Here is a 20,760-nt window from a genome sequence, read left to right as displayed (position 1 = left end):
GGGGAATTTTTATGGCAATGACGATGACGCAGAAGATCTTGGCTGCCCATGCGGGCCTTGAACACGTTGAAGCCGGCCAGTTGATTGAGACAGAGCTGGATCTGGTATTGGGCAACGACATCACCTCGCCCGTAGCTATCAATGAGTTTGAAAAGTGCGGCGCAGACGCCGTGTTTGACCGCAGTAAGATTGCCTTGGTGCTGGATCACTTTGTGCCGAATAAGGACATCAAAGCAGCGCAGCAGTGCAAGCAAACCAGACAATTTGCCAATCAATATGATATTGTCAATTTTTTTGATGTAGGAGAGATGGGCATCGAGCATGCGCTGCTTCCGGAGAAGGGGCTGGTGGGCCCCGGCGACTGTGTGATCGGCGCGGACTCTCATACTTGTACTTACGGCGCACTGGGAGCATTTTCCACGGGTGTGGGTTCAACGGATATGGCGGCGGGGATGATCACAGGGAAAGCCTGGTTCAAGGTTCCTTCTGCCATAAAGGTCGTGCTGAAAAACCGCCTCACAGGCTATGTCTGTGGAAAAGATGTAATTCTGCATCTGATCGGTTTGATCGGGGTGGACGGCGCTCTGTATCAGTCTCTGGAGTTTACTGGAGACGGGGTTGCGTCTCTGTCGATGGACGACCGCTTTTCGATAGCCAATATGGCCATTGAGGCAGGGGCTAAGAACGGTATATTCCCTGTAGATGAAAAGACGCTGGCCTATTGCCAAGATCGTTATCAGGGAACCATCAAAAGATATGAGGCAGATCCAGACGCGGTGTACGAGCGAACGGTGGAAATTGATCTGAGCACTTTAAAGCCCACGGTATCCATGCCTCATCTGCCAGAAAATACAAAAACCATCGGTGAAGTTTCCGACGTCAGGATCGATCAAAGCGTGATCGGTTCCTGCACCAACGGCAGGATGGAAGACATGAGAATGGCGGCCAGTATTCTAAAGGGCCGCAAAATCGCCAAAGGGGTACGCTGTATCGTCATCCCGGCCACACAGGAAATCTACTTGAATTGTGTCAGGGAAGGGCTGACGGAAATTTTTATTGAAGCAGGCGCGGTATTCAGCACGCCTACCTGCGGCCCTTGTTTGGGCGGTTATATGGGAATTTTGGCGGAAGGCGAACGGGCGGTTTCCACGACCAACCGAAACTTTGTAGGACGTATGGGACATCCGGAGTCCGAAGTGATCCTGGCTTCTCCCGCTGTAGCGGCGGCCAGTGCGGTTACCGGTTATCTCACGGATCCTGCCGTGCTGTGAAGAAAGGAGCGAGTGATATGGATGCAAAAGGTGCCGTACATAAATATGGGGATGACGTGAATACAGACGTTATTATCCCCGCTCGTTATCTGAATACTTCCTCCCACAGTGAGCTGGCGGCGCACTGTATGGAGGATATTGACGAGGACTTTGTCAAGAAGGTGAAACAAGGGGATATCGTGGTGGCTAAAAAGAATTTTGGCTGCGGTTCCTCTCGGGAGCATGCTCCCATTGCGCTGAAAGCCTCCGGCGTTTCCTGTGTGATAGCTTCTACCTTTGCCAGGATTTTTTATCGGAATTCCATCAACATCGGCCTGCCTATTCTGGAGTGTCCTGAAGCAGCGGAAGAGATTAGGTCAGGAGACATTGTTGCTGTGGATTTTGACACCGGCCTCATCACGGATGAGTCGACGGGGAAGACCTATCAGGCCCACCCTTTTCCGCCGTTTATCAAGAATATCATTGCCTGCGGCGGCTTGCTGGAATCTATAGCGAAGTCTAAATAAGGCGTTGACAAAAGAGACGTCAGGAAAGCAGTTTATTGCTTCTTGACGTCTCTTTTTTATCGGGATAGGGAAACTTACTTTGTTCAGCCAGGCAGCTTCTTTTTCTGCAGAGCCCGCTTCAACAAGACGAGGCAGAGAAGCAAAATCAAGGGAAAGACTATGGCAGAAAGCATGCCGGCTTTCAGCCCTAGTTGATCGGCTGTCACAGACAGGGAAGCGGCAAAGGCTCCGAAACGGCTGACAAAATCACTCACAGCGCCGGTCAGCGCGGGCCCGACGGAACAACCGATATCTCCGCATACAGCCAGAACGCCAAACATGGCGGTACCTCCCTTTGGATATGCTGCAGAGGTGGTGCTCAGAACGCCGGGCCACATCAGGCTGATGGAGAAGCCGCACAGAGCGCAGGAAAGCAGGGCGATCATGGGATTCGGTACCAAGGAAGCCCCAAGGTAACAGAGAACACAGAGCACGGAACTCAACGCTAAAACCCGGTGCAGGTTAAGCTTTGCACCCCAAATTCCATAAATCGTTCTGCCGATTCCCATGAACACGGCAAAGAGGCAAGGCCCTAACAGGTCTCCCAAAACTTTTGGAACGCCCAGCGCCTTTTCTGCAAACAGAGAACTCCACTGGCTCATGGCAAGTTCGGACGCACCGGCGCAAAGCATAAGCACCATGGCTAAAAAAAAGATTTTTGAGCGGCAGAGAGCGCCCAGCGGGATTTTCTCTTCTGCTGGAATGGTGGGCATCAGAGGCACCTTGGCAAATTTCATGATGTTATAGGCTGGTACCAGCGCCCAGAACAAGGGAAGTAGCCACCAGTATTCTTCTCCAATCAGTTTTACAGCCAGAGTAGTGATCAGCACTACGCCGACCTGGCCCCAACAGTAAAACGAGTGTAAAAGGCTCATTTTGGCGTCTTTTGCATCGCTGGGAAGAGAATCGATGATGGGACTGATGATAACCTCGATCATCCCGCCGCCCACAGCGGTGATCATTGTGGCAATCGCCAGACCCAAAAAGGGAAACGGCAGGATTCTGGGAAGGATTCCCAGGGAAAGCAGCCCTGCTGCGCCGCAGACGTGCGCAGCAACAGCGGTGATACGGTAACCGATGCGGTCCACAAATTTGACGCAAAGAATGTCCACGATGATTTGCGTAACAAAGTTAAAGAGAATCAGGGAAGAAATCATCCCATAGGAGATGCCGAACTCCTTTTGGAAAATAACAAAGAACAGCGGACTTAGATTGTTGACGATCCCTTGTACAATATAACCTCTGTAACAAGCCAGCCGTGTGGATTTGAAGTTCTGTTTTTGTTCCATAGATTACCATTCCCCCTTTAGCATGCTTTTTGATTATACAGGAAAGCGTCAAAAATAGAAAGCCTTTTCCTGCTGGCGCCAAGGAGAAATTTCTGCTGCGGGATTGCTTTTTTGGGAGGGATTATATATACTGTATCCAAAGGCAATCGGTGTGCAAGCTGTTTTTTTGCCAATCCGATAAAATACAAAGGAGTGTGCTGTCATTATGAAACTCGGTGTACTGACCAATGTCATCGGCGAGACGCCGCTGAAAGAGGCTCTGGCCTATTTTAAATCCCTGGGCGCCCAGATGGTAGAGCTCGGCTGCGGCGGATATCCCGGCAAAGATCATTGCGATCCCAGCGTGCTGCTGCACGATGAGGCGAAATTCCAGGAGTTCGTGGATACCATTCAGGAATCCGGTCTGGAAATCAGCGCTTTGAGCTGCCACGCAAATCCGATTCATCCCAACAAGGCGATTGCAAAACAGTTTGACGATGATTTGCATGATGCGGTGCTTATGGCTGAAAAGCTTGGGATTCATCAAATCAACACCTTTTCCGGCTGTCCCGGAGACTGTCCGGAATCGAAAAATCCCAACTGGGTGGTCTGTGCATGGCCTAATGACTATCTGGAAATTCTGGAGTATCAGTGGAACGAGGTATTGATTCCCTATTGGAAGGATTTTGTGGCCTTTGCAAAAGCGCATGGCGTCAATAAAATCGGCCTTGAGATGCATCAGGGCTTCTGTGTATACAATACCTATACTTTAAAGAAGCTGCGGGACGCGGTGGGTCCGGAAATCGGCGCCAACCTGGATCCCAGCCATCTGGTCTGGCAGGGGATGGATCCGTTGAAGGTCATCCGTGAGCTGGGCGGTGAGGCGATTTTCCATGTCCATGCGAAAGATACAAAAATTGATCCCATCAATGCTGCAATCAACGGTACACTGGATACCCATTCCTATGCCGATGAGATTCATCGTTCCTGGATTTTCCGCAGCATCGGCTATGGCCATGACGAGCTGTTCTGGAAGGATTTTGTAAGCCAGCTTCGTCTGGTGGGCTATGATTATGTGCTTTCCATTGAGCATGAGGACAGCCTCATGAGTAAGAATGAAGGCCTGGTCAAAGCTTGCGACGTGCTCAATCGCTCTATCACCTTTGAAGACAAAATGACGGATTTGCGCTGGGTATAAAAGCCAATTTTACTTAATGTGACTGTAAAATAATAACAGGCCGCTGCTAAAAAATGAGCAGAGAAAAGCAAAAGCTTTTCTCTGCTTGATTTTTTGCCGGCTCAGCTTTTTTCTGCCGCTTGCAATCACTCAGTACCTGTGCTAAAATTTTTAATTGTTCCGTTTTCCATAATAAATGAGGTGCTTACCATAGAGACGAAAAGAAATTATTCCAAAGAATTGGACAAGATTGTGAAGCGGCTACAGGATGGCGCTGCAGTCCCAAAGCTCTTGTTGCACGCCTGCTGTGCTCCCTGTTCCAGCTATGTGCTGGAATATCTTTCCCGTTATTTTTCCATTAATCTTCTCTATTATAATCCCAATATCTCTCCAATAGAGGAATATGAAAAAAGGAAAGCAGAACTGGAGCGGCTGGCATCTTCCATGCCTGTGGTGCATCCGGTCACCTTGGTGTCCTGCGGATATGAAGGGGAAGCCTTTGAAGAGACTGCGAAAGGATTGGAAGGAGAGCCGGAGGGCGGGAGCCGCTGCCGCCAATGTTACCGTCTGCGGCTGGAGGCCGCCGCGAAGGCAGCACAGAAGCTGTCCTGCGACTTTTTTACGACAACTTTATCTATCAGCCCCTTAAAAAATGCAGCGGTTCTCAATCAAATCGGCGAGGAAATCGGAGCGTTGTATGGTATTGCGCACCTTCCGGCGGATTTTAAGAAAAAAGATGGCTATAAACGCTCCATTGAGCTTTCCCGGGAATACGGACTCTACCGCCAGAATTACTGCGGCTGTATTTATTCTCAACGGGAATCAGAACAGGCAAGGCAGGAAAGGATGAGATAAATGGCTGTTATACACAATGGCGTAAAGTACCGGGCCGCAGATGCTCATGCGCATATTTATCCGGGTAAAATTGCGGAGAAGGCGACCGCTTCAGTAGGGGATTTCTATGATATCAGGATGCAGAATGTCGGTCTGCCCCACGTCCTGCGTGAAAGAGGCAGAGAGGCCGGGATCGACCGGTATCTAGTCTGCTCCGTAGCCACCAAGGTGGAACAGGTCCGTTCCATCAATGAGTTTATCCGGAAAAAATGTGAAGAATATCCTGAGTTTTTAGGTTTGGGCGCCTGGCATCAGGATATCGAGGATATCAATGGGGAATTCGACGATATTCAGGAAAAGGGTTTGGTGGGTATCAAACTGCATCCGGATTTTCAGAAGTTTCACATTGACGATGACCGGATGATCGCGGTTTACCGAGAGGCAAATCGCCGGGGTCTGCCTGTCCTGTTCCATACGGGCGACAGCCGCACAGATTTCTCCTCTCCCCGAAGGCTGATGAATGTGGTGGAAAAAATTCCGGATTTTACCTGTATTGCGGCACATTTGGGCGGATATTCCGAGTGGGAAGCTGCCCGTCGGGATCTCAAAGGGACCAACGTGTATATTGATACCTCCAGTTCCCTTTTTGTGGTTACGAGGGAACAGGCTTTGGAGAATATCGCACATTTTGGAGTGGAACGCACGATGTTTGGTACGGACTTCCCCATGTGGCTTCCCAAAACAGAGCTGGAACGTTTCTTTGCTTTGGGGTTAAGCGAGGAGGAAAACCGGAAAATACTCTACGGAAATTTTGCCCGGTTGTTTCATTTGGAAGAACAGGTTTGAGTATGGAGAAAGACTCTGCCGCCCGGTTTCTGGAAGCGTGTAGTGAATGTATGGATGGAGCCGGAAAGCGGACAGGAATCGGAACCCTGGGAGAAAAAACGCTGCACGCAGTTTTAAAACAGTATTTCGAGCCGCGGAAGGAAAATCAGGAAGTTCCCGTAGGTCCGTACGTGGCGGATATTTGCAATGAACAGGGTATCTTTGAAATTCAGACCAGGGGATTTGACAGGCTTCGGGAAAAACTTGCTTTCTTTTTGGAGTTGGGACCTGTCACGGTAGTCTATCCGGTGCCGGCTAGAAAGTGGCTGATTTGGATAGAGGAGGACGGAACAGACAGTCCCCGCAGAAAAAGCCCCAAGAGTGCGTCAGCCTGTGAAATACTTCCGGAATTATATAAGCTCAAGCCCCTTCTCTCTGCTCCCAATCTCCGGTTGTGTATCGTGATGCTGGAACTTGAGGAATACCGTCTGAAAAATGGTTGGGGAAACGGGGGAAAGCGGGGCTCCACCCGGTTTGACAGGATGCCTGTGAACCTCCTGGAAGAGCTGTGGATCACTTCTCTGGAGGAGTATCGGCGTTTCCTCCCAGAGAGCCTGCAGGAGACTTTTACCGTGCGGGATTTCGCGTCCGCTGCAAGAATGTCGGCAAAAGCAGCTTCTGCGGCTGTCAATGTTTTATATTCCGTCGGTGCGCTGGAGCGTACGGGTAAACTGAGAAACGCTTTTTTATACCGCAGGGCGGACAGTGTGGGCCCTCGTTCAAGCGTTTAGAAAGGAGGCGCTGTTTTGTATCAGATTAAGGTTGACCCTCATACCCATTCTATTTTTTCAGAGCATGCATTTTCCACGATTTCTGAAAACGCGGCCTGCGCTGCAGAGATAGGACTGGAAGCGATTGGTATGTCGGAACATTTCAATTCGCTGCTTACTCCAATTCGTGCAGACGGCATGCCTGCCTGGGGTGCGATGATGAACATGGCGGCTTTGCCAAGAAAAATCCATGGGGTCACTATTTTGGCTAGTGTGGAAATTGACATTGTGGATTTTCAGGGAAATTTGGCTTTTTGGAACGATTTTCCGCCTGACGGCTTTCGGGATGGGGGAAATGAGTGCCGTTCTCTTTGTGATATGCTGTTGGATACCAGGGACTATGCGATTGCAAGTGTTCATAGTTTTCCGGGACGGGATAGCGGCAGTGTGATACAGCATACCGAGATGTACTGCAATGTGCTGCGGAATCCCAAAGTCCATATTATAGGGCATCCGGGAAGGGCAGGTCTGCGTTTTGACCGGAAAGAGGTGTGTAAAACGGCCAGGGACTGCGGAAAACTGATAGAAATCAACAATCTCAGCTTTCAGGCGGATTTGGCAGTTCAGAAAGAATGCAGAAAAATTGCAGAGACCTGTGCAGAATTGGGAGTAGGAATCGTGGTAAGTTCCGATGCCCATAGCGCTTATTCGGTAGGACATTTCGAACGCGCCTTGAACATGTTGGAAGAGATTCACTTTCCAGAAGAATTGGTAGCTAACCGCTCCTTGACCGGTTTTCTGCGGGCTGTTGGCAGAACGGAGCCCTGAGACTGGCATTCTGTCAGAGAGTGCATCCGTATAGAGGCTGTTGAAAGTCTTGGCGGAAAGACACAGAAGAGAAGGAAGAAAAAACGATGGATTTTTACCTGAACATAATTTGGGAGGCATGTATTTTTTTCCCATTTGCGGCAGCACTGATAACGTTGCCTTTTTTGATTCATCACTATCGAAAATTCGGCAGTGTTACTTTTCTGCGTTTTTTTCTGGCTTATTCCTTTGTGCTCTATCTGCTATGCGCCTATTTTCTGGTTATCCTTCCACTGCCTGACCGCGCAGAGGTGGCAAAGTTAACTACGCCGAAAGTGCAGCTGATTCCTTTCAGTTTTTTTCGGGAACTTTCCAAGGAAACCGGTTTCCGGGTTTCAGAGCCTGCTACTTATTTTCCGGCTCTTACCAGCAATTTTACGCTGCAATTCGTCTTTAACATAGCGTTACTATTTCCTTTCGGATGTTTTTTGCGGTATTATTTCCGAAAAAAGCCTCTGCCGGCGGTAATATTCTGCTTTTGTTTCAGTCTCTTCTTTGAACTGACGCAGCTTTCCGGACTTTATGGAATTTATCCCAGACCTTACCGGCTGTTTGATGTGGATGATTTGCTCTGCAACACGCTGGGAGGAATGTTAGGATATTATTTTACGAAGTTGTTGGAACGTATCCTTCCGGACCGCGATAAGATTGATGAGAAATCCTATAAGAAGGGGGAAAGGGTAAGTTTTACCCGGAGATTTTTGTCGTTTGCCGTAGATCTGTTTTTTGTTTCGATTTTTACAGGATTTTTGGACTGGGTTCTGCCGGTATCGGATTTCTGGGATGACTTTCTTTTTGCCGCCGCTTACCTGCTGTACTTTGGTGTGTTTCAGTGGCTTTGGAAGGGGAAAAGCCTTGGTAAAAGGATGACTAAGCTCTGTATTGCGAATCGGGATGGAAGCAGAGTGGTATTGTGGCGCAGTTTACTGCGCTATGGAGCAGTATGTGGAGAAGCCGTACTATTTCTATTTATATCCAATTTTCTTTTGATACAGTTCACTGTGGCTCCGGCGGAAAAGCAGCTGTTCTACCTGTTTTTGTTGGCAGGTTGGTATCTGTCGGTCATTTTTCTGTTTTTTCTGGAAACGGCGCTCAACCGTTCTTCCCGTACCGGCAGGGACTACCTCCATGGATGGATTTCCGGCACGAAGATTCAGAGTACGGTCAAACCTCAGACCGCTTCATAACTAAAAGCGGACTGGAAAGATGAAGTCGGACTTATTTTGTTTCAATGGATGAAATAAACCCGGATCACTAAGAGAGAAGTACATCGTATAAGATATACGTTCCTCTTTCTGATCCGGGTTTTCTTTTTACGCCTATCCGAAAAAATTAATACAATATCGTTATAATAATTTTTTTATCAAGGGGATTTTTCTCAAAAGATAAATAATGATCGTACAGCAAGTAAATATAATGAAATCCGTAATAAGTACGGCAATCCAGTCATTCATATTGGAACACAAAAACTGTAGAACCGGACGGGATAAAGTAATGCCGATATTATGAGTTAAATAAACCCCGAAAGTAGCTTGACTTACAGTACGTATGAACTTGGAACTTATCGCATGGAACTGGACATTCTGAAACAATAAGATGGTCAATATAAAAAGCGAAAGGGAAGGAATGAAAATAGGCAAATTGTAGATGTGATCTAATCGTAAGGTAAATTTGCCGTTTTGATAAAACTCCAGGCCTGTTCGATACCAACAAAACAGGATGCCGGCTAAAAACAGAATAAGACAGGCAATCATAATACGGCAGTTGAGTTTCTTTTTTTGGGACCAATCAGGAATATTATTCATAATAAAATATCCTAATAAGAAATAAAATATTTCCCCTGAAAAAAGATTTCTTGAAAAAAAGTCTGAAATCGCGGGCAACAGGCCAAGGTATGATAAAAAAGATAAGAAGGGCCTTGATATAAATAGAAGACTTAACAAAATAATATAATCCCTTTTGTTGAGGGCTTGTACCATTTTTTGCAAAAAGGGCAGCATTAACATAATGCCCAGATAAGAATAGAGATACCAATAAGGCGTGATAATCGGATTGTTAATCATCGAACGTATGGTATCAAAAGAAAAACCGTTGAACCCATGATTGGTAATACAAAAAGAAATGATTGAAAAGACCAGAATGTCCAGAAAAATGCGGAAAGCTCTTTTTCCATATGCAATTCGATACGTATCCCGTTTCCCTAATAGTAAAGCCCCCGAGATCATAAAGAAAATTGGAACGGCAGTTTTAGAAATAAAAAACAACGCTAAAGAAAGATGCCCCGAAGCTGATGGGAAGTAGGTCATAAAAACCCAACTATTGGTGTGGTTGACAATTACCATAAAACAGGCAAAAATTCGCAAAATATCAAAGCTGTAGTTTCGATTGGATTCAAAATTTCTGCTGTCAGTTGTTATAGAAACCATTAGTATCCCCCTAAACTCGGTTCTGTCTACGGCTTTATTATGTCACTGTGCCGGAATTGGTATCTGATAAAACTGGGGTGCGGCACAAAATATGAAAAGAAAAACCTGCGGCCGCAAATTACCGGCCGCAGGTTTGGCGGAGAAGAAGGGATTTGAACCCTTGCGCCGGTTACCCGACCTACTCCCTTAGCAGGGGAGCCCCTTCACCACTTGGGTACTTCTCCAAGGTGAAATCTATACCATAAAGTATGTAACTTGATAGACATGTGGCGGAGAGGAAGAGATTCGAACTCTTGGTCCCTTGCGGGATCACTAGTTTTCAAGACTAGCTCCTTAAACCACTCGGACACCTCTCCACATCTGACGCGAGTAATATATTACCATAAGACTCGGTAGAATGTCAATGGTTTTTTGAAACTTCTCTGTCTGTTTCAGGATAAAACAGAGGAACGCCTGCACAGTTCGCAAAGCGCCATAGCAGGCAGGGAAAGCGCAGCCCATAGGACTGTATAGGGAAGACATACCTGTCCAAGCAGGTTGAAGGGCACATCAGAATAATCCCAAACATTAAAATGCAGAAGATTGTTGACGACCAGGCCGGTAAATAGCTCCACCCCGGTTATAATACCTGCTCCTGCCAAGCATTTGCACCCAATACTGCGGCTTTTCAGGCGGCCGCAGCAAATCTTGTCAATCAGATAAAGGCAGATTCCACCTGCAATCGCCATAGAATAATGAGTATGCCCGCGCCAGATCATTTCCAGCGTGGGATAGGCACAGCTGCCTGTGAGAAAAATCAGCCCATCCATATTCATCGTCAAAACTCCTGGATTCCATTGATTCGGTTAAAACCGTACTAGAAAGTGTGCGCATTTCTCTTGCGTTTATTTGCGTTTTGCCTGCCTTTCTTTGGAAAACTTATTGTCTTTTTTTGCAAAGTTCCCTATAATATAAATCTGTAGATTGGACAAGCTTTTGACGTGAAACGATAAGTAATCATCAATGGAAAGGCGGTTTTTCTCTATGAAGGTGCTCGTTACCGGAGGCGCCGGATACATCGGATCACATACCTCAATTGTACTTCTTGATAAGGGGTATGACGTGGTTGTGGTGGATAACCTCTGCAACAGCAAAAGAGTTGCGGTAGACCGGATTCAGGAACTCAGCGGCAAGCAGGTTTCTTTTTATGAATACGACGTATGCTGCGAGGAGCAGCTGCGTGAGGTATTTCAGAAAGAAAAGATTGATGCAGTAATCCATTTTGCCGGTCTAAAGGCGGTGGGTGAGTCTGTTGCCATCCCTTTGCGGTACTATGAAAACAATTTAATTTCCACTCTGACTCTGCTGAAAGTCATGGGGGAATTCGGGGTAGGAAATTTTGTGTTCAGTTCTTCCGCCACGGTTTACGGAGATCCCGCATCGGTTCCTATCAGGGAAGATTTTCCCCTGTCCACTACGAATCCTTATGGAACCACAAAACTGATGATCGAGCGGATTTTGACCGACTATGCCCGGGCAAACTCCGGGTTTAATCCTGTTATCCTACGCTATTTTAATCCGGTGGGAGCGCATGAAAGCGGAAGGATCGGCGAAGACCCCAATGGAATTCCCAATAATTTAGTGCCTTACATCACGCAGGTAGCAGTAGGAAAGCTTGAGAAGGTACGTGTCTTTGGCAGCGATTATCCCACGGCGGATGGTACGGGCGTGAGGGATTACATCCATGTGGTAGATTTGGCAGAGGGACATGTAGCGGCGTTGAAATTGTTTGAACAGGAAAAATGTGGGCTGCACATCTATAATTTAGGTACGGGTATGGGATATTCTGTTTTGGAGATGATATCAGCTTTTTCAAAAGCAGTGGGAAAAGAGATCCCCTATGAGGTGACAGACCGGCGTCCAGGGGATATTCCGGCATGTTATGCGGATTGCACCAAGGCTTTGGAAGAGCTTCACTGGAAGGCAAGAAAAACGCTGGATGATATGTGCGCTGATTCCTGGCGTTGGCAGAGGATGAATCCCAATGGCTATGAAGAGTAAACCCTTTATTCTGGCTTCCGCCTCGCCCAGCCGGAAAATGCTGCTGGAAAGAGCAGGCGTGGAATTCGAAGTGGTGGTCTCCGGCGCCGAAGAAACGGTTCCGGAAACTTATGGCCCTGCGGAGACGGTGGAATGTCTGGCAAAACGGAAAGCGGAAGCGGTGGCAGAGCTGCACCCAGATCAGGTTATCGTAGCGGCGGATTCCATGGTCAGTATTGACGGGATAATGCTGGGAAAGCCCAAAGATGATACGGAAGCCAAGGCTACTCTGCGGCGGCTTTCAGGCAGAAGCCATGACCTCTACACAGGCGTTTGTATCCTGGCGCCCGGCTATACAGAGGTGTTTCATCAAAGGACACGGGTGGATTTTTATTCGTTGGAGGATGAGGAAATCGAGGACTACGTCAGGGAAGGCGAATCCCGCGGCAGAGCTGGTTCCTATGGGATTGAAGGAAAAGGCGTTACTCTGATCCGCTCAATCTGCGGAGACTACTCCAACGTAGTGGGCCTTCCAGTGGCGGAAACTCTACGACGGCTGCGGAAGCTATCGTTGCAATAACACAGACAGGCTGCCCTGCGTACTATGGGAAAAGCGGGGTGGTGTTATGCGATACATAGGAAGACGGTTCCGCACACGAAGCCGTCGCGGCAAGAAAAGAAAGGGAGTTTGTCGTTTTCGTCTGGTTTTGGTGTTTTTGGGGGTGCTTGCCGTGATTTGTGCTGCAGTTTCCGAGAAGGGCCTTTCTTCTATTTCCGAGGAGCTCACCAAAGAAACGGCACGAAATTATTTAGTCTCAACTGTGAACCGGGCTGTGAATAACCAATTGGAAAGCGGTAAAAGCTCTTTTGTAGAAGTATCCCGAAGCGGGAGCGGCCAGGTTTCGGCTGTGAGTGCGGACTCGGAGGCTATCAACCGTTTGAAAGGAAACATTCTCACAGAGCTGACGAAGGAATTGAATGGAAAATGTTCGGTTTCTGTCCCTATAGGAAGTCTCAGTGAGGTGGGCCTTTTCAATGGAAGAGGTTTTCCAGTGCCAATACGTCTTAATTTTGAGGGATCAGCCGATATCACTTTTCATACGGAATTTCTCTCCGCTGGAGTGAACCAGACCTGTCACCGCATTACCATGGTTGTGCGTGCCAGTGTGTTTTCTCAGTCAAAGCGGTTTGAAGTCTACGAGGAAACAGAAATTTCTACCGTGTTGTCAGAAACTGTGATCGTGGGAGAAGTGCCGCAGTTCACCACGGGGTTTTTAAATCAGCCCGCAGCGGACGGGTGAGAAGACAAGAGGAAATTATGGAATTCAAGGAAGCACAAACAGAAATAGAGGTGCTCAGACAGAAACTTCGCTACTATGGAGAAAAGTATTATACAGAAGATATTTCGGAAATTTCTGATTTTGAGTATGATGCTCTGTACCGGCGTCTGGAGGTTTTGGAAGGGGAGTTCCCCGAACTTGCCACGGAGGATTCTCCCACACAGAAGGTGGGGGGGGCTATTTACAATACCTTCGCCCCGGTGACGCATGAAGTTCCGTTAGAAAGCCTGCACGATTCCTTCTCCGAAGAAGAGCTGCGGGAATTTGACCGGAGAGTGCGGGAAACAGTGGCAAATCCGGAATATGTGGTAGAGCCTAAATTTGACGGCCTTTCCGTGGCGTTGGAATATGTGGATGGCCTGTTCGTACGGGGTTCCACAAGAGGGGACGGCGTGACCGGGGAAGACGTCACGGAAAATATCAGAACCATTCGCACCGTGCCCAAAAAGCTGAAGGAACCGATTCCTTATTTGGAAGTACGCGGAGAAGTATATATGTCCGACGCAAGCTTTGAGAAGCTTTGTGAACGCCAGGAACTTCTGGAGGAGAAGCCTTTTAAAAATCCCAGGAATGCCGCTGCCGGTTCCCTGCGTCAGAAGGACCCGAAAATTACGGCTGGAAGAGGACTGGATATTTTCGTGTTCAATGTTCAGCGGCTCAGGGGAGAAGAACTTACCCGGCATGACCAGTCCCTGGAACGTTTGAAGCAGTTGGGCTTTTCGGTGCCGCCGCTCTATCTCAAAACGGAAGATATGGAAAAGGTGCTGGCATTTATTCAGGAAATCGGAGAGAAGCGGGGCAGCTTTGAATATCCCATAGACGGCGCTGTGGTGAAGGTCAACGATTTTTTGCAGCGGGAAGAGCTGGGCAGTACGGCGAAATTCCCGCGCTGGGCGGAAGCTTTTAAGTATCCGCCGGAAGAAAAAGAGACTGTATTGGTGGATATCGAAATAAATGTGGGCCGAACCGGCGTTCTGACACCCACCGGCCGGTTCGAGCCGGTGACGCTGGCAGGTACGACGGTCAGCAGGGCAACGCTGCACAATCAGGATTTTATTGCGGAGAAGGATATCCGGATAGGATCCCGGGTGGTGCTTCGCAAGGCAGGGGAAATTATCCCTGAGGTCGTGGCTGTGCTTTCGAATCCGGAGGATTCAATTCCTTTCCTCCTGCCCGAAATCTGCCCTTCCTGTGGGGAGGCGGTATCGCGGTTGGAGGGAGAGGCCGCGGTCCGGTGCGTTAACCCTCAGTGTCCGGCACAGCTGCTGCGTCACCTCATTCATTTCGCCTCGCGGGATGCTATGGATATTGACGGGCTGGGACCGGCTATCTTGGAACAGCTTTTGGCGGAAGGTCTGGTTGCATCACCTGCCGATCTCTATCTGCTGCAGGCGGACAGGCTAAAGGATTTGGAACGGTTCGGGAAGAAAAGCGCCGAAAATTTAGTGAATTCTCTGGATAAATCAAAATCGGCTGACCTTTATCGTTTGGTTTATGCGCTTGGTATCCCTCACATTGGCGCAAAGGCTGCAAAGATTCTTTGCAGCGCGTATCCCACCATGGATGAACTGATGCAGGCACAAGAGGAAGAAATTGCTCAAATTGAAGGTTTTGGCGGCATCATGGCGAAAGAGGTTGCAGAATTCTTTTCGAAAGAATCAGCTAAAGCATTGATTGCGCGGCTTCGGGAGTTGGGCGTTAATATGAGGACGGAACAACAGCGCAAGGGTAGCGCCCTTGCTGGAAGCACTTTTGTGCTTACTGGAACTCTGCCGACCATGAGCCGCAAAGAAGCGTCGGAGCTGATTGAGCTGCACGGCGGAAAAGTGACTTCTTCTGTGTCGAAAAAGACTAGCTATGTTTTGGCTGGAGAAGAGGCAGGAAGCAAACTTACAAAGGCAAATGAGCTGGGAGTTCCCGTACTTTCTGAAGCGGATTTGCTTCAAATGGTGGAAGAATAAAGAAGGGTGGTATTGAAATGGTTGTAGAATTTAAAGAGTTGTATGGCGGGGAAGCACAGTCGCAAAGACAGCGGTACGAGGAGCTGCAGAAGGGGTTTGAAGAGAATTTCGGGTCTGCGGAGGGCGCAGCATATTTCAGTGCGCCGGGCAGAACCGAAATCGGGGGAAATCATACGGATCACAATCATGGAAGAGTGCTGACAGCTGCCGTGAATCTGGATATCGTAGGTCTTGCCAGAAAACAGAAAAACGGACGCATCTCTTTGAAATCGGCAGAATATCCGGGAATGGATACGTTTGACCTGGGAGATCTTACCCGGAAGGAAGAGGAGGAAGGGACCTCTCTGGCACTGCTCAAGGGGATTTGTGCCAAATGTCAGATGCTTGGCTACAAGGTAGGCGGCTTTGAATGCTATACCATGACAAGGGTTCTCAAAGGCTCCGGCCTTTCCAGTTCCGCGGCCTTTGAAGTATTGGTGGTGACCGTTATCAGCCATTTGTACAATGAAGGCCGGATTGATCCTGTTACAGCCGCCATTATTGCACAGTATGCAGAGAATGTCTATTTTGGAAAACCGTCAGGGCTTTTGGATCAGATGGCCTGTTCAGTGGGTGGTTTTACCTCCATTGATTTCAAAGATCCCTCTTCTCCCGTCATTGAAAAGGTTGATTTTGACTTTTCCGCCTGCGGGCATGCTCTGTGCGTGGTGGACACCGGAGGAAATCATGCCAACCTGACCGGGGAATACGCGGCGATTCCGGCGGAGATGAAACGGGTTGCAGGCTTTTTCGGCAAGGAGTACTTACGGGATGTGGAGGAACAGGAATTCTATGATAAGCTGCCTGCTGTGCGCGGTGAAGCCGGCGACAGGGCGGTGCTGCGCGCCATGCATTTCTTTGACGATGACAGGCTGGCCAAAGAGGAAGCCGAGGCGCTGAAGGCCGGAGATTTTGATGGGTTTAAACAGAAAATCCTGGAGTCGGGCCGGTCTTCTTTCCAGCGGCTGCAAAATGTGTTTGCTGTGGGTTCTCCACAAGAACAGGGCGTCAGCCTTGCTCTTGCCCTGAGCGGGCGTTTCTTGGCCGGCAGGGGGGCGTTCCGGGTGCACGGCGGCGGCTTTGCCGGAACGATTCAGGCTTTTGTACCCCTTGATCTTCTGGAGGAGTACCGCACGAACATGGAAGAGGTATTTGGAGAGGGCTCCTGTTATGTGCTTTCCGTCCGGTCTGCGGGTGGAACAAAGGTAGAGGGAATTTGAAAGAGCTGGTTTTGCTGTGGTGTTTTGGATGGGAATTTTTACAGAATCGGAAGAAGCGCGCTTCTGATGAAATAGGGTTCGGCCAGAGGCCATAGAGTAAAGGGCGTCGGAGATTCCGACGCCCTTTACTCTATGACGGAAAAAGCGAATGGGTGTCTTTTCTTCTGGCTAAAACTATTGTAAAGGTTTCCTGCAGAAAATTGTGTGGGAGGAGGCGGAGTTATGCTGCGGGAGCAGCATGCTCCGCTTTTTGCGTTGAAAGCAAAGGCATTGATATTTGAAATACAGGAATTCATCGAACAGAGAAGAGAAGATAAAAGTTAGCTTTCTTGCTTCTTTGACATTTATCAATATCAGTTTTACGGTTTTTGCGAAGTTTGTATTGTTTTTTCAATCGTAAAATTGTAATTTGAAAACCACGATTTCATAGGTGGTTACTGCCCCTCATAGGGTTTTAATAAAATCCTCCAAAACGCCCCCAAATAAAGGATTTATCGCAATGTGTCCGCCTTATCCCTTTATACGATTTCACTTGTGTTTATGCTTCCCTCGCCACCTCATAAGGGCAAAAATAAGGGAAGAAAAATCTGATAACAAGCTATAACAGCAAGCGGCAATCGGGGGAATGTGACATATGTGCGAATATATTATACTGGAGGATTTCAAGATGGACAAGTGCATTTATGATGAAAACAACGGTCTTTGGTACGAACTGCAAGACGATTACTATCTGCCATGCCTTACCTTACCACCCGAAGAAGAAAAGCCTATCGGGATATGGGGGCAGCAACACAAATGCTACCTAAAAGAGCATAGAAAAGCGACCTACACAACGCTTTTGACCAGCGGCAAACTCAACACTTATCTTGCCGACATCAACGAACAGGCGCAGGAACGCTTTGAAAGGCTCATAGAGGATATGAAACAATTGCAGGGCATAACGGAACAACTAAAGGCTGACAATGCTTTAGAATGGGTTGAGCGGCTGGGTAACATACGGGCATGTGCGATGGAGATTGTGGATAAAGAACTCATTTACGCATAGTAGACAGGCGGCAGGGTGTGAAAACTCTGCCGCTTTCTTTGTAACTTGTATATATACGTATCGATACCGTCATTTGTAACTTTTCTTTGAAGTCTATTGACAAAAGTACGAAATCATACTATAATCCACTTTGCAAGTACGATTTCATACTTTTGGAGGCGCAATATGGAAACAAAGATTTGTAGCAGAATTCACCGTATCAATTATCTTAACGCCGAGTTAGATGCCCTCTATCATCATGCGTCTTTGAAATTAGGTCTTACGGATAGTGCTTCCATCGTGCTTTATACCATCTACGACAACGGCGAGGATTGTCTGCTCAGTGATATTTACAAGCAATCCGGCGTAAGCAAGCAGACGGTGAATTCCGCCATACGCAATTTAGAAAAGAAACACATTATCTATTTGGAGCAGCACTCCGGCAGGGCGAAAAAAGTTGTTCTTACCGATGCCGGAAAGGAATATGTGCAAAAAACAACAGCCCGGTTATTTGATGCGGAAGCTGCCGCTTTTGCGTCTTGGACGGAAGAAGAAATCAACACTCATATCGGATTTATGGAAAAGTATATCGATTCGTTCCGTGAGCAAGTTGAAAAGTTATAATAATGCGGCATACCATAGCTGCCGCAGGCAAGTTGTTGGGAGGATTTATGATATTACGAACCATCGCTGTCACAAAAGATTTTAGTGATATTGAAAAGGTTAATCTTTTGGCAAAAGAGGCTTTTCCGCCGGAAGAATATCTTTCGCCGGATACCATGATCGAAATGTCAAAGGAAGATGATTTTGATTTCTGGGCACTTTACGATGAGGACACTTTTGTTGGATTCATGGCGGTAAAAACACACAAAAATATGTCTTATTTATTCTTTCTTGCCATTGATCCTTCGTTGCGATCCAAAGGGTATGGCAGCCGTGCTGTCGAAACCTTAAAGGTTCTATATAAAGGCTATGAGCAGGTAGTGGATTTTGAAATGCTGGACGAAACAGCGTCAAACAATGAGCAGCGTCAAAAGCGCCGTTTATTCTATCTCCGCAACGCTTATTGCCCAACAGGATATGGGCTTTCTTACCGGGGCGTAACCTATGAGATCATGTGTACAGGAAAAGATTTTGAAATCGATCACTTTCGGGAACTGATGTCAACCATTACGCTTGATAGCTTCAATCCCCGGTATTTTAGGATTTAGGAGTAAAACAGATGAAAATTATAACGATAAGCCGTGAGTTTGGCAGCGGCGGGAGAGAACTTGGAAAACGCCTTTCCGATAGGATGGGCTTTGATTATTACGATAATGAAATCATTACCGCTATTGCTCGAAACAGCGGTAATGATAGTGAATATGTTGAAAAAGTATTGAACAATCACGGTTGGCAAAACTTCCCGGTCACGTTTCGCTCAACATTCTGTACGCTGCCCTACTTGCAGGCAAATAAGGTAGATCTTCTGCTTGAACAAAAGAAGGTGATTGAGGGAATCGCCTCACTTGGAAAGGATTGCATTATCGTGGGCAGGAACGCAGATATTTTATTAGATCAATATCACCCCTTTAATATTTTTGTGTGCGCCCGGATGGACGCAAAGGTCAGGCGTTGTATGGAGCGTGCTGGAAAAGACGAAAATCTGTCAGAAAAAGAACTGCTTCATAAAATAAAGCAAGTTGACAAAGTGCGCTCACAGACAAGAGAAATACTTACTTCCTCTGCATGGGGACAACGAGATGCATATCATTTGATTATCAATACAAGCGATTGGAGCATAAAAGAATTAACACCGGCTGTTGCTGATTTCGCAGCACGGTGGTTTGGGGAAAAATTATGAGGATACAACTTTCAGATCACTTCACTTACGGTAAACTGATACGCTTTACCATGCCGTCTATCGCCATGATGATATTTACCTCTGTTTATGGCGTGGTTGACGGCTTCTTTGTATCAAACTTTGCGGGCAAAACGCCTTTTTCGGCGGTCAATCTCATTATGCCGTTTTTGATGATTGTAGCGACTGTCGGTTTTATGTTTGGCACGGGCGGTACGGCACTTGTTGCCAAAATCTTTGGAGAAGGCGACAAGGAAAAAGCAAACAAATATTTCTCGCTTTTCGTTTATGTTTCTTTTGCTTTAGGCGTGATTTTTGCAATATTAGGCATTGTTTTCATTCGTCCGATATCTGCATTGCTGGGCGCAGAGGGTGAACTGTTGGAAAACTGCGTTGTTTACGCCCGCATTATTCTTGCCGCTCTGCCCTTTTATGTGTTGCAGCTTTTATTTCAAAGCTTCTTTCCGGCTGCTGAAAAACCGCAGCTTGGTCTTGCGGTAACAGTTTTGGCAGGCGTTACAAACATGGTTCTTGACGCTGTGCTGGTTATTTTACTGCCGCAGGAATATAAGCTTGCAGGTGCGGCGATTGCTACTGCTATGAGCCAGTTTGTCGGCGGCGTTATTCCGCTTTTCTACTTCTTCCGAAAAAACAACAGCATTTTGCGGCTTGGAAAAACGAGTTTTGACGGAAAAGCAATTCTAAAAGCCTGCGCAAATGGTTCCTCGGAGTTTATGAGCAATGTTTCTATGAGCATTGTGGGTATGCTTTATAATATCCAGCTTTTGAAATATGCCGGGGAAAATGGTGTTGCCGCATACGGTGTGATGATGTATGTGAGCATGATTTTTTCCGCAGCTTTCATTGGATATTCCATTGGTGTGGCTCCTGTCATCAGCTATCACAACGGTGCGCAAAATTATAAGGAATCAAAAGGGCTTCTTCGCCAAAGCTTGATTATGATTGGTGTTTTCGGTGTCGGCATGGTTGCCGCAGCGGAATTATTGGCGCTGCCGCTTTCAAACATCTTCGTTGGATATGATGCAGAGCTTATGAATCTGACGGTATCGGGATTCAAAATATTTGCTCTGTCATTCATATTTATGGGCTTTGCTATTTTCAGTTCAGGCTTCTTTACCGCACTCAATGACGGTTTGACTTCCGCATTGATTTCGTTTCTGCGGACATTGGTGTTTCAAATAGCCGCCGTTTTGCTTCTGCCGCTCATTTGGGAGATTGACGGTGTTTGGATTTCAATCGTAGTTGCAGAAGTTATGGCGGCTGCAATCTCTGCGTTTTTTCTCGTTGTGAAGCGAAAGAAATATCACTATTGA

General features: G+C 47.4%; 21 protein-coding genes and 2 tRNA genes. 18 read left to right on the top strand and 5 right to left on the bottom strand.

Going from position 1 to position 20,760, the window contains the following annotated elements; translation table 11 throughout:
- The first annotated feature begins 11 nt into the window (after nt 1–11).
- Together leuC and leuD are read left to right on the top strand one after the other, a co-directional pair.
- Nucleotides 12–1,271, top strand: coding sequence for a 3-isopropylmalate dehydratase large subunit (leuC, locus tag BN3911_RS12655; RefSeq protein WP_066866220.1), 1,260 nt, complete (start codon nt 12–14; stop codon nt 1,269–1,271).
- 17 nt (nt 1,272–1,288) lie between these two features.
- Nucleotides 1,289–1,777: a 3-isopropylmalate dehydratase small subunit gene (gene leuD / locus BN3911_RS12650; RefSeq protein WP_066866218.1), complete on the top strand. Its 489-nt coding sequence runs from the start codon at nt 1,289–1,291 to the stop codon at nt 1,775–1,777.
- A gap of 83 nt (nt 1,778–1,860) precedes the next feature.
- On the opposite strand, the gene BN3911_RS12645 is transcribed toward leuD, so the two are convergent.
- Nucleotides 1,861–3,105 carry an MFS transporter gene (locus tag BN3911_RS12645; RefSeq protein WP_066866216.1) on the bottom strand — a complete coding sequence of 415 codons (1,245 nt, stop codon included), beginning with the start codon at nt 3,103–3,105 and terminating at the stop codon, nt 1,861–1,863.
- A gap of 205 nt (nt 3,106–3,310) precedes the next feature.
- Between BN3911_RS12645 and BN3911_RS12640 the strand changes: the two genes are divergently transcribed.
- The 6 genes from BN3911_RS12640 to BN3911_RS12615 all read left to right on the top strand — a co-directional run bounded on the left by BN3911_RS12640 (nt 3,311) and on the right by BN3911_RS12615 (nt 8,744).
- Nucleotides 3,311–4,282 carry a sugar phosphate isomerase/epimerase family protein gene (locus BN3911_RS12640; protein WP_066866214.1) on the top strand — a complete coding sequence of 324 codons (972 nt, stop codon included), beginning with the start codon at nt 3,311–3,313 and terminating at the stop codon, nt 4,280–4,282.
- 231 nt (nt 4,283–4,513) lie between these two features.
- Nucleotides 4,514–5,116, top strand: coding sequence for an epoxyqueuosine reductase QueH (locus tag BN3911_RS12635; protein ID WP_242871130.1), 603 nt, complete (start codon nt 4,514–4,516; stop codon nt 5,114–5,116).
- A complete protein-coding gene (locus BN3911_RS12630; protein WP_066866212.1) occupies nt 5,117–5,941 on the top strand; it encodes an amidohydrolase family protein in 825 nt (274 codons plus the stop codon).
- 2 nt (nt 5,942–5,943) lie between these two features.
- The gene (locus BN3911_RS12625; RefSeq protein ID WP_066866210.1) at nt 5,944–6,711 is read left to right on the top strand and encodes a DUF8091 domain-containing protein; all 768 of its coding nucleotides are present in this window, start codon (nt 5,944–5,946) and stop codon (nt 6,709–6,711) included.
- A gap of 15 nt (nt 6,712–6,726) precedes the next feature.
- Entirely contained in the window at nt 6,727–7,518 is a 792-nt protein-coding gene (locus tag BN3911_RS12620) for a PHP domain-containing protein (RefSeq protein ID WP_066866208.1), read from the top strand.
- Nucleotides 7,519–7,673: 155 nt separating this feature from the next.
- The gene (locus BN3911_RS12615; RefSeq protein WP_187127748.1) at nt 7,674–8,744 is read left to right on the top strand and encodes a VanZ family protein; all 1,071 of its coding nucleotides are present in this window, start codon (nt 7,674–7,676) and stop codon (nt 8,742–8,744) included.
- 159 nt (nt 8,745–8,903) lie between these two features.
- On the opposite strand, the gene BN3911_RS12610 is transcribed toward BN3911_RS12615, so the two are convergent.
- From BN3911_RS12610 to BN3911_RS12595, 4 genes are all read right to left on the bottom strand, one after another.
- Nucleotides 8,904–9,983, bottom strand: a complete 1,080-nt coding sequence (locus tag BN3911_RS12610; protein WP_066866204.1) for an acyltransferase — start codon at nt 9,981–9,983, stop codon at nt 8,904–8,906.
- 134 nt (nt 9,984–10,117) lie between these two features.
- Nucleotides 10,118–10,207: transfer RNA gene (locus tag BN3911_RS12605), tRNA-Ser, on the bottom strand.
- A gap of 43 nt (nt 10,208–10,250) precedes the next feature.
- A tRNA-Ser gene (locus tag BN3911_RS12600) sits at nt 10,251–10,339 on the bottom strand.
- 75 nt (nt 10,340–10,414) lie between these two features.
- Nucleotides 10,415–10,792, bottom strand: coding sequence for a putative ABC transporter permease (locus tag BN3911_RS12595; RefSeq protein WP_187127747.1), 378 nt, complete (start codon nt 10,790–10,792; stop codon nt 10,415–10,417).
- A gap of 214 nt (nt 10,793–11,006) precedes the next feature.
- On the opposite strand from BN3911_RS12595, the gene galE reads away from it, so the two are divergent.
- The 10 genes from galE (at nt 11,007) to BN3911_RS12545 (ending at nt 20,760) form a co-directional block, all read left to right on the top strand.
- Entirely contained in the window at nt 11,007–12,023 is a 1,017-nt protein-coding gene (gene galE, locus BN3911_RS12590; protein ID WP_066866200.1) for a UDP-glucose 4-epimerase GalE, read from the top strand.
- A complete protein-coding gene (locus BN3911_RS12585; RefSeq protein WP_066866198.1) occupies nt 12,007–12,582 on the top strand; it encodes a Maf family protein in 576 nt (191 codons plus the stop codon). The genes galE and BN3911_RS12585 overlap by 17 nt, the downstream gene beginning before the upstream one ends.
- Nucleotides 12,583–12,628: 46 nt before the next feature.
- Nucleotides 12,629–13,303: a sporulation protein YunB gene (locus BN3911_RS17705; RefSeq protein ID WP_082942272.1), complete on the top strand. Its 675-nt coding sequence runs from the start codon at nt 12,629–12,631 to the stop codon at nt 13,301–13,303.
- 17 nt (nt 13,304–13,320) lie between these two features.
- Nucleotides 13,321–15,303 carry an NAD-dependent DNA ligase LigA gene (ligA, locus tag BN3911_RS12575; RefSeq protein ID WP_066866195.1) on the top strand — a complete coding sequence of 661 codons (1,983 nt, stop codon included), beginning with the start codon at nt 13,321–13,323 and terminating at the stop codon, nt 15,301–15,303.
- 17 nt (nt 15,304–15,320) lie between these two features.
- Complete coding sequence (locus BN3911_RS12570; RefSeq protein WP_066866193.1) at nt 15,321–16,562, top strand: galactokinase; 1,242 nt, start codon at nt 15,321–15,323, stop codon at nt 16,560–16,562.
- A gap of 667 nt (nt 16,563–17,229) precedes the next feature.
- On the top strand, nt 17,230–17,607 hold the full coding sequence (locus tag BN3911_RS12565; RefSeq protein ID WP_066867877.1) for a TnpV protein: 378 nt from the start codon (nt 17,230–17,232) through the stop codon (nt 17,605–17,607).
- 165 nt (nt 17,608–17,772) lie between these two features.
- The gene (locus BN3911_RS12560; RefSeq protein WP_066866191.1) at nt 17,773–18,210 is read left to right on the top strand and encodes a MarR family winged helix-turn-helix transcriptional regulator; all 438 of its coding nucleotides are present in this window, start codon (nt 17,773–17,775) and stop codon (nt 18,208–18,210) included.
- 2 nt (nt 18,211–18,212) lie between these two features.
- Nucleotides 18,213–18,797, top strand: a complete 585-nt coding sequence (locus BN3911_RS12555; RefSeq protein ID WP_082942271.1) for a GNAT family N-acetyltransferase — start codon at nt 18,213–18,215, stop codon at nt 18,795–18,797.
- Between the two features lie 11 nt (nt 18,798–18,808).
- The gene (locus BN3911_RS12550; RefSeq protein ID WP_066866189.1) at nt 18,809–19,429 is read left to right on the top strand and encodes a cytidylate kinase-like family protein; all 621 of its coding nucleotides are present in this window, start codon (nt 18,809–18,811) and stop codon (nt 19,427–19,429) included.
- Nucleotides 19,426–20,760, top strand: a complete 1,335-nt coding sequence (locus tag BN3911_RS12545) for an MATE family efflux transporter (protein ID WP_066866187.1) — start codon at nt 19,426–19,428, stop codon at nt 20,758–20,760. Before BN3911_RS12550 ends, BN3911_RS12545 begins: the two co-directional genes overlap by 4 nt.

Origin of the sequence: Neglectibacter timonensis, assembly GCF_900048895.1 — a bacterium.
Classification (GTDB): domain Bacteria; phylum Bacillota; class Clostridia; order Oscillospirales; family Acutalibacteraceae; genus Acutalibacter; species Acutalibacter timonensis.
The sequence above is the reverse complement of the archived record's forward strand: the minus strand, read 5'-3'. Positions and strand labels throughout refer to the sequence as shown.

What these genes read in the sequence shown, in the direction of transcription:
- leuC (WP_066866220.1), top strand. Translation starts at nt 12, where the DNA reads ATGGCAATGACGATGACGCAGAAGATCTTGGCTGCCCATGCGGGCCTT.
- leuD (WP_066866218.1), top strand. Translation starts at nt 1,289, where the DNA reads ATGGATGCAAAAGGTGCCGTACATAAATATGGGGATGACGTGAATACA.
- BN3911_RS12645 (WP_066866216.1), bottom strand. Translation starts at nt 3,105, where the DNA reads ATGGAACAAAAACAGAACTTCAAATCCACACGGCTGGCTTGTTACAGA.
- BN3911_RS12640 (WP_066866214.1), top strand. Translation starts at nt 3,311, where the DNA reads ATGAAACTCGGTGTACTGACCAATGTCATCGGCGAGACGCCGCTGAAA.
- BN3911_RS12630 (WP_066866212.1), top strand. Translation starts at nt 5,117, where the DNA reads ATGGCTGTTATACACAATGGCGTAAAGTACCGGGCCGCAGATGCTCAT.
- BN3911_RS12625 (WP_066866210.1), top strand. Translation starts at nt 5,944, where the DNA reads ATGGAGAAAGACTCTGCCGCCCGGTTTCTGGAAGCGTGTAGTGAATGT.
- BN3911_RS12610 (WP_066866204.1), bottom strand. Translation starts at nt 9,983, where the DNA reads ATGGTTTCTATAACAACTGACAGCAGAAATTTTGAATCCAATCGAAAC.
- BN3911_RS12595 (WP_187127747.1), bottom strand. Translation starts at nt 10,792, where the DNA reads ATGGATGGGCTGATTTTTCTCACAGGCAGCTGTGCCTATCCCACGCTG.
- galE (WP_066866200.1), top strand. Translation starts at nt 11,007, where the DNA reads ATGAAGGTGCTCGTTACCGGAGGCGCCGGATACATCGGATCACATACC.
- BN3911_RS12585 (WP_066866198.1), top strand. Translation starts at nt 12,007, where the DNA reads ATGGCTATGAAGAGTAAACCCTTTATTCTGGCTTCCGCCTCGCCCAGC.
- BN3911_RS17705 (WP_082942272.1), top strand. Translation starts at nt 12,629, where the DNA reads ATGCGATACATAGGAAGACGGTTCCGCACACGAAGCCGTCGCGGCAAG.
- ligA (WP_066866195.1), top strand. Translation starts at nt 13,321, where the DNA reads ATGGAATTCAAGGAAGCACAAACAGAAATAGAGGTGCTCAGACAGAAA.
- BN3911_RS12570 (WP_066866193.1), top strand. Translation starts at nt 15,321, where the DNA reads ATGGTTGTAGAATTTAAAGAGTTGTATGGCGGGGAAGCACAGTCGCAA.
- BN3911_RS12565 (WP_066867877.1), top strand. Translation starts at nt 17,230, where the DNA reads ATGGACAAGTGCATTTATGATGAAAACAACGGTCTTTGGTACGAACTG.
- BN3911_RS12560 (WP_066866191.1), top strand. Translation starts at nt 17,773, where the DNA reads ATGGAAACAAAGATTTGTAGCAGAATTCACCGTATCAATTATCTTAAC.
- BN3911_RS12555 (WP_082942271.1), top strand. Translation starts at nt 18,213, where the DNA reads ATGCGGCATACCATAGCTGCCGCAGGCAAGTTGTTGGGAGGATTTATG.
- BN3911_RS12550 (WP_066866189.1), top strand. Translation starts at nt 18,809, where the DNA reads ATGAAAATTATAACGATAAGCCGTGAGTTTGGCAGCGGCGGGAGAGAA.
- BN3911_RS12545 (WP_066866187.1), top strand. Translation starts at nt 19,426, where the DNA reads ATGAGGATACAACTTTCAGATCACTTCACTTACGGTAAACTGATACGC.